The 14,785-nt window shown below is 71.3% G+C and carries 12 protein-coding genes and 1 pseudogene; 7 read left to right on the plus strand and 6 right to left on the minus strand.

Annotation, left to right across the window (positions count from 1 at the left end; translation table 11 throughout):
• Positions 1 to 209: 209 nt before the first annotated feature.
• Positions 210 to 1,097, plus strand: coding sequence for a CmcJ/NvfI family oxidoreductase (locus BM109_RS17115; RefSeq protein WP_256222617.1), 888 nt, complete (start codon positions 210 to 212; stop codon positions 1,095 to 1,097).
• Positions 1,098 to 1,110: 13 nt separating this feature from the next.
• Positions 1,111 to 1,719: a 2-hydroxychromene-2-carboxylate isomerase gene (locus BM109_RS17120; RefSeq protein ID WP_093345049.1), complete on the plus strand. Its 609-nt coding sequence runs from the start codon at positions 1,111 to 1,113 to the stop codon at positions 1,717 to 1,719.
• An 11-nt stretch (positions 1,720 to 1,730) separates the two neighbouring features.
• On the opposite strand, the gene BM109_RS17125 is transcribed toward BM109_RS17120, so the two are convergent.
• Complete coding sequence (locus BM109_RS17125; protein ID WP_093345056.1) at positions 1,731 to 2,645, minus strand: LysR substrate-binding domain-containing protein; 915 nt, start codon at positions 2,643 to 2,645, stop codon at positions 1,731 to 1,733.
• Positions 2,646 to 2,735: 90 nt separating this feature from the next.
• Positions 2,736 to 3,635 carry a LysR family transcriptional regulator gene (locus BM109_RS17130; protein ID WP_093344626.1) on the minus strand — a complete coding sequence of 300 codons (900 nt, stop codon included), beginning with the start codon at positions 3,633 to 3,635 and terminating at the stop codon, positions 2,736 to 2,738.
• A gap of 133 nt (positions 3,636 to 3,768) precedes the next feature.
• Here BM109_RS17130 and BM109_RS17135 point away from each other — a divergent pair, with 133 nt between their 5' ends.
• Complete coding sequence (locus tag BM109_RS17135; protein WP_093344629.1) at positions 3,769 to 5,136, plus strand: M20 metallopeptidase family protein; 1,368 nt, start codon at positions 3,769 to 3,771, stop codon at positions 5,134 to 5,136.
• Positions 5,137 to 5,151: 15 nt separating this feature from the next.
• Here BM109_RS17135 and BM109_RS17140 read toward each other — a convergent pair whose 3' ends face one another.
• Complete coding sequence (locus tag BM109_RS17140) at positions 5,152 to 6,690, minus strand: WD40/YVTN/BNR-like repeat-containing protein (RefSeq protein ID WP_093344632.1); 1,539 nt, start codon at positions 6,688 to 6,690, stop codon at positions 5,152 to 5,154.
• Between the two features lie 272 nt (positions 6,691 to 6,962).
• On the opposite strand from BM109_RS17140, the pseudogene BM109_RS17145 reads away from it, so the two are divergent.
• Positions 6,963 to 7,895 (plus strand): annotated as a pseudogene (locus BM109_RS17145) (aldo/keto reductase).
• 6 nt (positions 7,896 to 7,901) lie between these two features.
• On the opposite strand, the gene BM109_RS17150 reads toward BM109_RS17145, so the two are convergent.
• A complete protein-coding gene (locus BM109_RS17150) occupies positions 7,902 to 8,792 on the minus strand; it encodes an alpha/beta fold hydrolase (protein ID WP_093344634.1) in 891 nt (296 codons plus the stop codon).
• Positions 8,789 to 9,349, minus strand: a complete 561-nt coding sequence (locus BM109_RS17155; protein ID WP_093344637.1) for a cytochrome b — start codon at positions 9,347 to 9,349, stop codon at positions 8,789 to 8,791. Before BM109_RS17155 ends, BM109_RS17150 begins: the two co-directional genes overlap by 4 nt.
• 128 nt (positions 9,350 to 9,477) lie before the next feature.
• Between BM109_RS17155 and BM109_RS17160 the strand changes: the two genes are divergently transcribed.
• Positions 9,478 to 10,968, plus strand: coding sequence for a glycosyltransferase family 2 protein (locus BM109_RS17160; protein WP_093344639.1), 1,491 nt, complete (start codon positions 9,478 to 9,480; stop codon positions 10,966 to 10,968).
• Here BM109_RS17160 and BM109_RS17165 read toward each other — a convergent pair.
• Complete coding sequence (locus tag BM109_RS17165; RefSeq protein ID WP_093344642.1) at positions 10,959 to 11,789, minus strand: DODA-type extradiol aromatic ring-opening family dioxygenase; 831 nt, start codon at positions 11,787 to 11,789, stop codon at positions 10,959 to 10,961. The genes BM109_RS17160 and BM109_RS17165 overlap by 10 nt on opposite strands.
• A gap of 101 nt (positions 11,790 to 11,890) precedes the next feature.
• On the opposite strand from BM109_RS17165, the gene BM109_RS17170 reads away from it, so the two are divergent.
• On the plus strand, positions 11,891 to 12,835 hold the full coding sequence (locus BM109_RS17170) for a LysR family transcriptional regulator (protein ID WP_093344644.1): 945 nt from the start codon (positions 11,891 to 11,893) through the stop codon (positions 12,833 to 12,835).
• 72 nt (positions 12,836 to 12,907) lie between these two features.
• Positions 12,908 to 14,767 (plus strand): ABC transporter ATP-binding protein, encoded by a 1,860-nt coding sequence (locus BM109_RS17175; protein ID WP_093344647.1) that lies wholly within the window; start codon positions 12,908 to 12,910, stop codon positions 14,765 to 14,767.
• Positions 14,768 to 14,785 lie beyond the last annotated feature (18 nt).

Raw genomic sequence — 14,785 nt, forward strand, 5'->3', positions numbered from 1 at the left:
TATCCAGTATTTCAGGGGTTCGCAATCGGGTCGGCAAATTTCTTTGCAGGGCCCCTTCTCCCATTCCAATCGCTCATGCGATGGCGCCAAGATCTCGTTTGAAGCTCCGTGCCGAAGCCGCTCCAATGGCTTCACGAAGAATGGTCCTCGTGGCCGCGGCGGATGGGCCGCCGCGGTCGCCAGCGGGCCATGTCCCAGGAGCCCCAGGAATGCACGCCACCCTTTCCCATTCCCCACCCGCCGGCTCGGCCATCGCCGCCGCGCCGCTGCCCGCCAGCGGCGACATCGAGGCCGGCCTCAACTACCTGCGGCCGACCGCGCTGCGGCCCTACAGCTACGCCTTCACGCCGCCGCCCGGCCTGCCCTGGGAGAGCGGCGAGTACGAGCGGATCGCGATGCCGATCGCCGATGCCCGCGGCCGGGCGACCCACATCGAGCGCGAGGGCTTCGAGCTGCGCGAGGCGCCCACGGCGGTCGCCGACTTCCTCGACGATGCCGAGGTCCAGGCCGTCTACTACCCCGAGCTGGCCGCGCTCGCGCTCGCGGTCACCGGCGGCGCGCGCGCCCACGTGTTCGACCACCTGGTGCGACAGCGCGAGCCCGAGCGCGCCGCGCTGAACTTCGGCCGCGGCAAGACCGACGGCAAGGCCGCCGCCAACGGCCGCATCCACAACGACTACACCGAGGAATCGGGTCGGCGCCGGCTCGCGCTGGTGCTCGCGAGCGCGGCCGAGGCCGCCGCCGTGCGGCGCTACTGCATCGTCAACATCTGGCGCTCGATCGCCGGGCCGGTGCTCGACACCCCGCTGGCCGTCTGCGATGCGCGCACGGTGATGGCGCGCGACCTGGTGAACGCCGAGGTGCGCTATCCGAAGCGCACCGGCGAGATCTACCTCGCCACCCATGCCCCCACCCACCGCTGGTCGTACTTCTCGCGCATGGACCGGCACGAGGCGCTGGTGTTCAAGCAGTACGACGCGCAGCTCGGCGGCGTCGCGCGCTTCACGCCGCACGCGGCCTTCGACCATCCGCTGGCGCCGGCCGATGCCCCGCTGCGCGAGAGCATCGAGGCGCGCTGCCTGGTGGTGTTCGAGTGAGGAGGCCATGGCCATGAACGCACCCACGCTCGACTTCTGGTTCGACTTCGGCAGCAACTACAGCTACCTCAGCGCGATGCGCATCGAGCAGGCCGCCGCCGCGCACGGCGTCGCGCTGCGCTGGCAGCCCTTCCTGCTCGGGCCGGTGTTCCGCGCGCTGGGCTGGGAGACCTCGCCCTTCGTGCTGCAGAAGGAAAAGGGCGACTACGTCTGGAAGGACATGGTGCGCCAGTGCCGCAAGTACGGCCTGGCCTGGCAGCGGCCCGGCAACTTCCCGCGTGCCGCCGTGCTGCCGCTGCGCATCGCGCTGGCCGGCGCCGGCCAGCCGTGGATCGGCGAGTTCTGCCGCCGCACGATGCAGCTGAACTTCGCCGAGGACCGCGACATCGACGCGCCCGAGACCATGGCCGCGCTGCTCGCCGACATGGACCTGCACGCGCACCGCGTGATCGACGAGGCGCTGTCGGACGCCAACAAGCTGCGCCTGCGCCGCCAGACCGAGACCGCGATGGAGAAAGGCATCTTCGGCGCGCCCACCTTCTTCGTCGGCGACGAGATGTTCTGGGGCAACGACCGGCTCGACGATGCGCTGGCGTTCGCCCGCGCGCAAGCCGGCGCCTGAACCTGACGGTCTCAGTGCGGCGCGGAGCCCTTCGCTTCCGCCACCAGCCACTCGGCCACGTGCCGCACCTCCTCGCGCGGCTGCGGCTCGGCCTGGATCAGCCAGTAGGCATGGCCCGAGGGCTGGGCCGGCAACGCGGCCTCCACGCGCACCAGCCGCCGGTCGTCGAGCAGCGGCTGGATCAGCTCGAGCCGCCCGAGCGCCACGCCCTGCCCCGCCATCGCGGCCTGGATCAGCTGGTCGTACTGGTTGAAGCGCAGCATGCCGCGCGGCTTCGCATCGGCCCAGCCGGCCGCGGCCAGCCAGTCGCGCCATTGCAGCCAGGGCCGCTGCGCATCGTCGAACTCGAGCAGGTTCAGCGCCGCGATCGACTCGGCCGAGGCCAGCGGCGGCAGCGCCAGCGAGGGATGCGCCACCGGCGCCACCGTTTCGCCGAACAGCCGCACCGCGCCCGCCGGCGCCAGCGCGGGCGTGGTGTAGCGGATCGCGAGGTCGATGCCTTCGTTGCGCAGGTCGGCCACGCGGTTGTTGGCCGACACCCGCACGTCCACGCCCGGATGGATGTCCTGCACCCGGCTGAGCCGCGGCAGCAGCCACAGCCCCGTGACGCCGATGCTCGCGCTCAGCGTCACCGGCCGCTGCGCGCCGGTGCGGCCGATCTCGCCCATCACCTCCTGCAGCTGCTGCACCACCGCATCGGCGCTGCGGAACAGCCGCTCGCCCTCGGGCGTGAACGAGATCGAACGATGGCCGCGCACCAGCAGCTTCACGCCGAGCTGCGCCTCGAGCGCATGCACCTGCTTGCTGACCGCCGACTGCGTCACGCACAGGTCCTGCGCCGCCAGCGAGATGCTCATGCGCCGCCCCACCGCGACGAAGCCGCGCACGAGGTCGAGCGAGGACAGGCGGACGAGCGGGAGCGGCAAGCCCATGGCGGATGCGGCGGGATGGCGAGGGTGGAATGGGATTGGAGCACAGGCACCGCCGCGTGTCTTCGCGCGGAATGAGCCGGCCGGCTACCGCCCGGCCGCCGACACCCCGTCCGCCACCGCCTTCAACGACTGCGAGAACGCCCGCGCCGCCGGCGTGAGCGCCGCGGGATCGCGCATCAGCAGCGACACCCGCACCTGGGGCAGCCTGTCCGCGACCTGCAGCGCGACCAGCCCGCGCGCCGCCACGGCGTGCTTGAACAGCGAGGCCGCGGCCAGGGTCAGCGCGCCGGATTTCTTCACCAGCGTGATGCCGAGCTGCCACGAATGGCAGATCACGATGTCGCGCGGCGGCGGCAGGCCGGCCGCGGCGAAGTGGCGGCGCAGCAGCTCGACGCCGTACCAGGGCACCACCCACATGGCCTCGTGCAGCTTCGCCATCGAACGCACGCGCGCCAGCGGATGCTTCGCACCGGCCACCACCGCGAGCGGGAACTCGAGCAGCGTCTCGCGATGCACGCCGTCGCCGGCATCGGGCTCGAGTTCGCCGAGGATCGCGAAGTCGAAATCGCCGCGGCTCCAGAGGCCCTTCACGTCGGCGCCGCTGAGCTCCTGCAGCTCGAGCGCGACGCCCGGCCACTTGCGGCGGAAGTCCTGCAGCGCGTCGGGCAGCAGCCGCTCGACCGCGAAGGAGCTGAAGGCGACGCGCAGCAGGCCGCCGGCGCCGTCGCGCAGCTGCGCGATCTCGTCCTCGGCGCGGCGCACCTCGTTGGCCAGCAGCCGTGCGCGCTGGAGCAGGGCCTCGCCGATCACGGTGAGCGACACGCCCTGGGCGCTGCGCACCAGCAGCTGCGCGCCCACGTTCTGCTCGAGCTCGCGCATCGCGTAGGTCATGGCGGGCTGCGTGAGGCCGGCCACGCGCGCCGCGGCGCGGATGCTGCCGGCCTCGGCGATCGCTTCGAAGATCTTCAGATGGCGCAGGTTCATGGGAGGACGAGGAAATGGGGTGATCAGGGATTTTGATCGCCCTGGAGTTTTTCGAGTCTTTTCCGATGCGCCGGCTTTCGCTAAGGTCGACCCGCCTCGACACCTCCCTTCACCCTTCCTTCTTCAGCCACCCATGAAACTCCGCTCCCGCTTCGCCCTGCTGATGCTCTCCGGCAGCCTCCTCCACGTCGCGGCCTCGGCCCAGACCGCGCCGGCCGCCGATGCCGGCAACGCGCTGACGGCGCGCGCGCTGGCGCTCGCCGATGCCTCCGAGGCGCAGGTGATCGAATGGCGCCGCCATGTGCACCAGCATCCGGAGCTGTCGTACCAGGAGGTGCAGACGGCCGCCTACATCGCCGCGGCGCTCGCGAAGATGCCCGGCATCGAGGTCCAGACCGGCGTCGCCAAGACCGGCATCAAGGCGGTGCTGCGCGGCGGCAAGCCCGGGCCGGTGGTGGCGCTGCGCGCCGACATGGACGCGCTGCCGGTGGCCGAGCGCAACGAGCTGCCGTTCCGCTCGACCGTGAAGGCGCCCTGGCTCAACAGCGACGTGCCGGTCTCGCACGCCTGCGGCCACGACACGCACGTGGCGATGCTGCTGGGCGCGGCGCAGGCGCTGTCGAAGGTGCGCGACGAGCTGCCGGGCACGGTCGTGTTCCTGTTCCAGCCCGCCGAGGAACAGGGCCCGGGGCCGGTGGCCAGCGGCGCGCCCGCGATGGTCAAGGCCGGCGTGCTCGACAACCCGAAGGTCGACGTGGTGATGGGCCAGCACATCAGTGCGCGCGCGCCCTCGGGCACCATCAGCTACCGGCGCGGCAGCCTGATGGCCAGCGGCGACGTGTTCAAGATCGCGCTCAAGGGCAAGGGCGGCCACGGCTCCTCGCCCTGGACCGCGAAGGACCCCACGCTGGCCGCGGCCGAGATCGCGCTGGCGCTCCAGAACATCGTGAGCCACCAGATCGATCCGCTCGATGGCCCGACCGTGGTGACCGTGGGCCTGCTGCAGAGCGGCAACCGCGTCAACATCCTGCCCGACACGGCCGAGATCGCGGGCACGGTGCGCTCGCTGTCGCAGAAGAACCAGAAGACCGCGCACGACGCCATCCGGCTCAAGGCGCAGAAGATCGCCGAGAGCCACGGCCTGACGGCCGAGGTCACGATCGACACCGGCTACGAGGTGCTGGTCAGCGATCCGGCCGCCACGCAGGCCGTGACGCAGGCGCTCGAGACCGCGGCCGGCCCCGGCAAGGCGCGCGAGTCGCAGCCGAGCATGGGCTCGGAGGACTTCGGCTCCTTCGGCAAGAACATCCCGATCGTGTTCTGGCACCTCAATGCCTCGCCCTTCGCCGACCGCAACGGCGCGCCCAACCATTCGTCCGAGTTCGTGATCGACGAGTCGGCACTGCGCGTGGGCGTGCGCGCGCTGGTGGGCAGCACGCTGGCGTACATGAACCGGCCGGCCGGTGGGGCCGCGGGGGTCAAGGTCTCGCAAACGCAGTGAGGACCGCGCGGCGCTTCAGTTGTCCTTGACGATCTTCCAGCTCTTGCCCTCGTCCGCGGAGCGCAGGATCAGGTTGTCGGGCAGGAAGGCGATCAGGGAGCCGTCGGAGCGGTCCACCATCATCTGGCGCACGGCCTGCGGCCCCGTGATGCTCGGCGAGCCGCCGGTGTGGGTCCAGCTCTTGCCGCCGTCGCGCGTGGTCATCAGCCCCATCGCACCGGGCATCAGCCCGGGTGCGATCGGCGCCACCGCATAGGCCGTCTGGCGGTCCTTGAAGGCGATGGTCACGACGAAGCGGCTGGTGTTGAGGTCGCTCCAGGTCTGCCCCCAGTCCGGCGACAGCATGGTGGACTTGGTGAAGATCGCCGTCTGCGACACCAGGGTGCCGTCGGGCAGCGCGTTCACGTCGAGGGTGGACTGGCCATTGCTCGAGCGCGTCAGCGTGCGGCCGTCGGTGGCGTGGAGGTCGCCGTTGGGCATCATCACGCCCACCCGGTCGGGCGTGCCGAAGGCCATGCTGCGCATCCACGGCATGTTGATCGAACGGCTGTCGGAGAACTCGCCGAGCTTGCGCCACCCGACGCCCGGATCGGCCGACGCGTAGACGCTCCAGAGGCTGTCGCTGCGCGAGACCACCACCAGGCTGCCGTCGCGCATCGGCTGCGCCACCTGGATCAGGCCGTCGTCGGGCGGCAGCAGGTCCTTCCAGGTATCGCCCTCGTCGGTCGACAGGCGCAGCAGGCCTTCCTCGCCGGCCACCAGCAGGCCGCCGCGGTACGGCCGCACCGACAGCACCTCGCGCCAGGTCTTCGCGTCGATCTCGCGCCAGCGGCTCTCGCCGCTCTTGCGCCACAGCACCTTGCCGAGCTTGGCGCCGGCCATGAACTCGCCGTCGGCGGTCTGTGCCAGGCCATGCCAGGCGGAAGCGAGCCGCTTGAGCTGCGGCGCCAGCGCGGCGCGGCGATGCAGGTCGGGCGTGAAGATGAAACCGTGCTGCGGGCGATCGCGCGTCTGCGCCGCCAGCGCGGGATAGAGGGTCTCGAAGGTCTTCTGCAGTTCTTCCTCCGGCCGCACGTAGGCGACGACGAAGCGCGAGCCCCCGCGCGGCTGGATCAGCAAGGTGCCGAGCAGCGTGACCTCGTCGCGCACCACGTCGAAGCTGCCGAACTTCGCATCGATGGGGAAGGTGTAGCTCATGTTGCCCGAGCCGCCCGCCGCGTGCTTGATGATGTAGCGGCCCGGCGCGACCATGCCGCTGAAGACGGCCGTGGTGTAGGTGGAACGGCGCGTGCGCTGCAGCACCACCATGTCCTGGCCGGTCTGCTTCTCGCCGGGCCCGAGCACGCGTTGGAGATGCAGGGTCCACAGCGTTTCGGCCGGGTCGTTCTCGCCGGGGCTGTTGGTGATCAGCTTCATCACCACGGCGCCTTCATGGCCCGTCAGGGTCTGCTCGGGCGCGATCGGCGGCGCGACGCAGGCGGCCAGCAGGGCCGCGGCCAGCAGCAGCACGAACCCGCGCAGCAGGCGGACGATGGGTCGGGGAAACGGGGTCACGGTCGTGGCTCTCTTGTTGGAATGGTTTTGCGGGATGGCTCCGGCGGATCGCTCGACGGCCGGACGGCAGGCCCTCCACCTGCGGACGCGCACGATACATTCGGGAACATCCGCGGGCAATCCACCGGACGAAGGTGTTGCATCGGCGCCAACCCGCGGCCCGCCCCCGCGAGCCGCTGCGCGATGCAGGGGCCGGTGCTATCGTCGATTCCACCCTTCCCATGAAGACCCCCGGCCCGACGCCCTCCTCCCGGCCCGCGCTTGCGGCGCCGATGCATCGCGCGCAGTTCCTGCGGCTCGCAGCGGCCCTGCCCGCGAGCGCCGCGCTGAGCGCGTTCGTGCAGCGGCCGGCCGGGTCCACGCCTGCGCCGACCATGAACACCCGCCCCATCCCCTCCACCCAGGAAGCGCTGCCCGCGATCGGCTGCGGCACCTGGATCGGTTTCGACCAGCGTCCCGGCAGCGAGGAATACCAGCGCCTCGCGGGCGTGCTCGAGGCGCTGTTCGCCGCGGGCGGCACGGTGATCGACAGCTCGCCGATGTACGGCCGCTCCGAGGAGAGCACCGGCGAGCTGCTGGCCGCCACGGCGGCGGCTCGCGGTACTCGGCGCCCCTTCCTCGCGACCAAGGTCTGAACCTCGGGCCGCGAGGCCGGCATCGCGCAGATGGAACAGTCCTTCGCGCGGCTGCGCACCGAGCGCGTGGACCTGATGCAGATCCACAACCTGGTCGACTGGCGCACCCAGCTCGCGACCTTGCGCGAATGGAAGACGCAGGGCCGCGTGCGCTACCTGGGCATCACGCACTACACGGCCTCGGCCTACGACGAGGTCGAGGCGGTGCTGCGCGCGCAGCCGCTCGACTTCCTGCAGATCAACTACTCGCTCGATGCGCGCGCTGCCGGCGAACGGCTGCTGCCGCTGGCGGCCGAACGCGGCGTGGCGGTGATCGTCAACATGCCCTTCGGCGGCGGCGGCCTGCTGCGCCGGCTGCGAGAGCGCGCGCTGCCGGGCTGGGCCGCGGAGATCGGTTGCGCGAGCTGGGCCCAGGTGCTGCTGAAGTTCGTGCTGAGCCATCCGGCCGTGACCTGCACCATCCCCGGCACCAGCCGCGCGGCGCACATGGCCGAGAACGCCGCGGCCGGCGCGGGGCCGGTGCCCGACGCGGCCTTCTGGAAGCGGCACGCGGCCGAGGTGCTGGGCTGACGCCGCTCAGCGGTCGAGGAAGTTGGCCACGCGCCGATTGAATTCCTCGGCCCGCTCGTACTGCACCCAGTGCCCCGCGCCGTCGACCACGGCGCCCTCGCGCTGCGGTCCTTCGGCCACGAGCCGCGCGACCAGCGCGCGCGAATCGGCGGTCACGTCGAACTCGCCCCAGAGAAAGAGCTTGGGCCCGGGAATCTCGGCCAGCGCCGCCTGCAGGCCGCCGCGGCGCGACACCTCCTTGCTGCGAAAGCGCGTGCCATGGCAGGCGATGTCGTGGATCTCGAAGGCCAGCGGGTCGGCGCGCGACATGTCGTGCAGCATCAGCGCGCCGAGGTTGTGCAGCAGCGCGGCGCGCTCCGCCTCGCGGTCCCGCGCGAGGCGCCAGTTGATCATCTCGACCGCCATGCGCCGCATCGTGCCGTGGCCGCCGCTGCCCACCAGCAGCATGCGGCGCACCGCGCGCCGGTGCAGCGCGAACTGCGAGGCCACCACGCCGCCGAAGGAGAAGCCGCCGAGGTCGATCGGCGTGCCGGCGCCGATCAGCGCATCGAGCGAGCCGGCCAGTGCCGCGAGCGAGGGCGCGAGCGGATGTTCGTCGGGCGCCGGCGGGGGCGGCGTGCCCGAATCGTTGAAGCCCGGCATGTCGGGCAGCCACAGCGCGCGCTCGGCCGACAGGGCTTCGGCATTGCGCAGCCAGTGCATCCAGCTGCCGTGGCCGCCATGCAGCAGCACCAGCGGCGGATGGGCGCCGCCGTCGGCGGGGCCGAAGCGGCGCCAGCGGACGCGCACACCGGCCTGCTCGATGTCGTGATGGGTCGACAGCGCGTCGACGCGCGCGATGACGGCGCGGGCTTCGTCCTCGGTCGTGGCCGAGAGTCCGGACAGGCCCGCGCTCATGGCAGCATCCTCTGCAGCTCGGCCTCGCCATCGAGGAACTGGTGCTTGAGCGCACCGATCAGGTGCAGCGCGAACAGCACGTAGAGCACATAGCCGGCCCAGGTGTGCACGCCGCCCAGCACGGTGTGGAGGTTCTCCTTGGCGGCGGCCTCGATGTCCATGATCCAGCCGATGCGCGGCCATTCGAACAGACCGAACAGCTGCATCGGGTGCGTGGCCGCGTCCTTCCAGGCCGAGTCGTGCATCCAGCCCGACAGCGGCAGCGCGATCATCACGAGGTACAGCGCGCCATGGGCCGCATGCGCGCCGATGCGTTCGAGCCGGCCGTAGCTGCCGGGCATGGCCGGCGGCCGGTGGGTGGCGCGCCACAGGATGCGCAGGATCACCAGCCCCAGCACGGTGATGCCGATCGACTTGTGGGTGTCGATGGCCGGGCGCACCCAGTCGTCGGGAAAGCGGTCGACCGAGAGGATCAGCGCGATGTTGACGATCATCAGCAGTGCGATGATCCAGTGCAGCGCGATGGCGGTGCGTGTGTAGCGATGGTGAGGGGGCATGCGGGAATTTTCGGCGGGAGTCCGACTCAGCCTGTCAGGCGCGCGATTGTCCGGTCTTCGGCCTCGGACATTCGAAACCGCCGGCCCGTTCCGTGCGTACACCTTCCCATCGCCCTGGCGCCCCTGTCTTGAACGACCTGCTCCGCTCCGCCTTCGTCGCCGCATCGCCGCGACTCTCGCCCCCCGCCACGCCGCTGCGAAGCTGGCTCATCCATGGCGGCGTGCTGCTGCTGTGGGGCCTGCTGTTCGCCATGGCCTTCCGCCTGGGCAACGTGCAGGCCTGGTCGGTGGGCGTGGCCTACGTGCTCTACGACACCGTGCTGCTGCTGTTCGTGGGCTGGCAGACGCTCGCGATCCTGCGCCCGCGCGGCATCGCGCTGGCCTCGGCGCCCCTGCCGCATCCCGCCGTGGCACCACACCGCGCCACGCTGGGCGTGATCGTCGCCGCGCACGACGAGGCCGCGGTGCTGCCCGTGACCTTGGCCGCGCTGCTGGGCCAGACCGATGCGCCCGACCGCATCGTGATCGCCGACGACGGCTCGACCGACGGCACGGCCGAACTGCTGACCACGCGCTACGGGCTCGAGGCGCCGGAGCCGGGGCAGCTCAGCGCCGCGAGCACCCTGCATCCCAACCTGCACTGGCTGCGGCTGCCGCACGGCGGCAAGGCGGTGGCCTTGAACGCCGCGGTGCTGTGCATAGACACCGAGACCGTGCTCACCGTCGACGGCGACACCCTGCTCGACGCGCGCGCCATCGCCGCGGTGCGCCGCGCCTTCTCGGACGAGCCCGCGCTGGTGGCGGCCACCGGCGTCATCACGCCGGTGTGCAGCCGCACGCTGGGCGGACGGCTGCTGCAGTGGTTCCAGACCTACGAGTACATCCGCAACTTCCTCTCGCGCTATGCCTGGATGCGCGTCGACGGCCTGCTGCTGATCTCGGGCGCCTTCGCGGGCTTCCGGCGCGACGCGGTGCGCGCGGTGGGCGGCTTCGATACCGATTGCCTGGTCGAGGACTACGAGCTCATCCACCGGCTGCACCGCCATGCCCAGGCGCACGGCCTCGACTGGCGCGTGCGCGTGCTCGGCGACGCGCAGGCGCGCACCGACGCGCCCAGCAGCGTAGGCGCCTTCCTGCGCCAGCGCCGGCGCTGGTTCGGCGGCTTTCTGCAGACCCAGTACTGGTACCGCGCGATGGTGGGCGACCGCCGCTACGGCTGGCTCGGCACCGCGATGCTGCCGGTCAAGGCCATCGACACCCTGCAGCCGCTGTACGGCCTCGCGGCCTTCGGCCTGCTCGTGATGTACCTGGTGCGCGGCGACTTCGGCGTGCTGCTGCCCGCAGCCGGCGTGATCGCCGCCAAGATCGTGCTCGACCTCGTCTTCCACCTGTGGTCGGTGCACTTGTACCGGCGCTGGGTCGGCCACGACGGCGAGACCGGCATGCTGCAGGCCTTCGCGGCGGCGCTGATCGAGCCCTTCACCTTCCAGCTGCTGCGCCACACGGGCGCGGCCTGGGGCTGGTGGACCTTCCTGACCGGGCGCGGCACCTGGGGCCGGCAGCAGCGCGTCGGGCTGGTCGATTCAGACGGCGCCGAGCGCCGGGTCGATCAGAAGTAGCCGGCGCCGCCGAAGCGGTAGCTCGACACCACGAGGCCGCCCATGAAGGCCTCCTCGTGATAGACGCGCTCGCCCGCCTCCTGCTCGGCCGCGCCCACCGCCACCATCAGCGGAATCAGGTGCTCCTCGCGCGGATGCGCCATGCGCGCCGAGGGCGCGGCGGCCCAGTCCTGCAGGCGCTGCACGCGTTCCGCCGGTGCGGCCTCGACCGAGGTGGCGTCGAGCCAGTCGCCGAAGGCCTTCGACACGCCATGCGCCTGTGGCCCGAAGTTGCGCAGGTTGTGATAGCTCAGGCCGCTGCCGACGATCAGCACGTCCTCGTCGCGCAGCGGCGCGAGCGCGCGGCCCAGCGCGATGTGCTCGGCCGGATCGAGGCCGCGGCGCAGCGACAGCTGCACCACCGGCACCTCGGCCTGCGGATAGATCGCGGCCATCGGCGAGAACATGCCGTGGTCATAGCCGCGCTCGGGATCGATGGCCGCCGGCAGGCCGGCCGCGGCGATCAGCGACTGCACGCGCTGCGCGAGTTCGGGCGAGCCGGGCGCGTCGTAGTGCACCTCGTAGGTATGGGCCGGGAAGCCGCCGTAGTCGTAGATCATCGGCGGGCGCGGGTTGCCCTGCACCGTGAACACCGGCGCCTCCCAGTGGGCCGACACCATGAGGATGGCCTTGGGCGTGCGGCCGAGCTGGCGCGGCATGTCGGCCAGCGCGGCGGCGAGCCGGTCGTAGGTGGCGCCCATCTCGCGCTTCATCCAGGGCCAGGGGCCGCCACCGTGCGAGATGAAGTAGGTGGGCAGGCGGTTCGGGTTGTCGTGGGTCATGTCGTTGCTTCCTTGAAGGCGTTGCAGCGACTGTAGATATTTCCTGCGAGGAAATCGACAGGCTACGATTCATCGAATCGTTTCTCCAGAGGAAATCATCGATGGACCGCATGACCAGCCTGCGCGTGTTCCGCGAGGTCGTCGAATCGGGCAGCTTCGTGGCCGCCGCCGAGCGGCTCGGGCTGTCGGCGCCGATGGCCAGCAAGCACGTGGCGCAGCTCGAGAAGTCGCTGGGCGCGCGTCTCTTGCACCGCTCGAGCCGCCACCTGAGCCTGACCGAGGCCGGCACTGCCTGGTACGAGCAGAGCCGGCGCGCGCTCGACCTGCTCGACGCCGCCGAGGCCGCGATCGGCCAGACCCGCGAGGCGCCGCGCGGCCAGCTCAAGCTCAGCGCGCCCGTGTGGTGCGCCACCGCGCGCTTCGCGCAGGTGCTGGCCGACTACCGCGCGCGCTATCCCGAGGTGCTGCTCGACATCCACCTCGAGAACCGCAAGGTCGACCTCGCGGCCGACGGCTACGACCTCGCGCTGCGCGCCACGCAGGAGCCCTCGCCCGCGCTGATCGCGCGGCCGCTGTGTCGCGTGCCCTTCTTCCTCGCGGGCACGCCCGACTACCTCGCGCGCATGGGCGGCAGCCCCGCGGTGCCGGCCGAGGTGGCGCGGCTCGGCGCGATCGTGCCGAGCTACGTGGCGCTCGACCATCTCGCGCTCACCGGGCCGGGCGGGCGCCTGTTCCCGCTGCGGCTCACGCCGGTCATGCGCTCGGACGACACCACGCTCACGCTGCATGCGGTGCGCGCGGGCATGGGCGTGGCGTTCATGCCGGGCTGGCTGCTCGAGGACGACCTCGCGCAGGGCCGACTCGTGCGCCTGTTGCCCGACCACGCACCGCATCCGGTGACGCTGTTCGCGGTCTACACCAGCCGCCAGTACATGGCGCCCAAGCTGCGTACTTTCATCGACTTCCTCGGCGAGCGGCTCGCGGCGCTCGAACCAAAGACCGCGCCCGTTCCCGCCACTTCGTCGCGCAAACCACGCAGAAGCTGAAGAAACGCACCTTTTCAGGGCAAGGTCATGCGCTCGCGGCTACAGTCTTCGGCTCTTCGGGAGAGTCAGTCCTTGTTCCGTTTCTTCGAAAAACTTCTACACCCCTACCCCGCCGCCGAACCTCCGCTGCCGCCGCAAGGCTTCTTCGCCTTCCTCTGGGCCTGCACGCAGGGCGTGCGCGGCAAGATCCTCGCGATGGCGGTGCTCACCGCCGTGATGTCGACCTTCGAGGCGCTGCTGTTCGCGCTGCTCGGACGCGTGGTCGACTGGCTCGGCGGCCAGGCGCCCTCGCGCCTGTGGGAAGACCGCGGCACCACGCTCGCATGGATGGCCGGGCTGCTGGTTGCCAGCATCGCGGTGGTCGCGCTGCAGACCATCGTCAAGCACCAGACGCTCGCGATCAACCTGCCGATGCGGCTGCGCTGGAACTTCCACCGCCTGATGCTGGGCCAGAGCATGGCCTTCTACCAGGACGAGTTCGCGGGCCGCATCACGGCCAAGGTGATGCAGACCGCGCTCGCGGTGCGCGAGACCGTGTTCGTGCTGGCCGACGTGCTGGTGGCGATGGGCGTGTACGTCGCCACCATGATCGTGCTGGTGGGCGTGCTCGACGCGCAGCTGATCTGGCCGTTCGTGATCTGGCTGGCCTTCTACATCGGCGCGCTGATCTACTTCGTGCCGCGCCTGGGCGCGGTCGGCAAGGCGCAGGCCGATGCGCGCGCGCTGATGACCGGCCGCGTGACCGATGCCTACACCAACATCGCGACGGTGAAGCTGTTCTCGCACACGCAGCGCGAGGCCGGCTTCGCGCGCGACGCGATGCGCGAGTTCATGCACACGGGCTACGGCCAGATGCGGCTGGTGAGCGCCTTCGAGATCGTCAACCACACGCTGAGCATGGGCCTGACCGCCGGCATGGCGGGCACGGCGTTGTGGCTGTGGTCCACCGGCGCGGTCGGCGTGGGCGCGGTGGCCGCGGCCACCGCCATGGCACTGCGGCTGCAGGGCATGTCGCACTGGATCATGTGGGAGATGACCAGCCTGTTCGAGAACATCGGCACGGTGCAGGACGGCATGAAGACGCTGTCGCGCCCGCGCGCCGTGCTCGATGCGCCGGGCGCCAAGCCGCTCGAGGTGCCGCGCGGCGAGGTGCGCTTCGAGCATGCGAGCTTCCGCTACGGCGCGGCCGGCGGCCGGCGCGTGATCGAGGACCTCACGCTGACCGTGGCGCCCGGCGAGAAGATCGGCCTGGTGGGCCGCTCGGGCGCCGGCAAGTCGACGCTGGTGAACCTGCTGCTGCGCTTCCACGACCTGGAGAGCGGCCGCATCCTGATCGACGGCCAGGACATCGCGCTGGCCACGCAGGATTCGCTGCGCAGCCACATCGGCATGGTGACGCAGGACACCTCGCTGATGCACCGCTCGGTGGCCGACAACATCGCCTACGGCCGTCCCGACGCGACGCCGGCGCAGATCGAGGCCGCCGCGCGCCGCGCCGAGGCGCACGACTTCATCGGCACGCTCGGCGACGCCAGCGGGCGCCACGGCTACGAGGCCCACGTGGGCGAGCGCGGCGTGAAGCTCTCGGGCGGCCAGCGCCAGCGCATCGCGATCGCGCGCGTGATGCTCAAGGACGCGCCGATCCTGCTGCTCGACGAGGCCACCAGCGCGCTCGACTCCGAGGTCGAGGCCGCGATCCAGCAGAGCCTCTACACGCTGATGGAAGGCAAGACCGTGATCGCGATCGCGCACCGGCTGTCGACCATCGCGGCGATGGACCGGCTGATCGTGCTCGACGAGGGCCGCGTGGTGGAGGAAGGCGACCACCGCACGCTGATGGCCAAGGGCGGGCTCTATGCGCGGCTGTGGGCGCACCAGAGCGGCGGCTTCCTGGGCGACGCGCTCGACGAGGAAGAGGCGGCGCTGGCCTGAGCCCCGCCGCCGCCCGGC

The sequence above is a fragment of the Variovorax sp. PDC80 genome (assembly GCF_900115375.1).
Taxonomy (GTDB): domain Bacteria; phylum Pseudomonadota; class Gammaproteobacteria; order Burkholderiales; family Burkholderiaceae_C; genus Variovorax.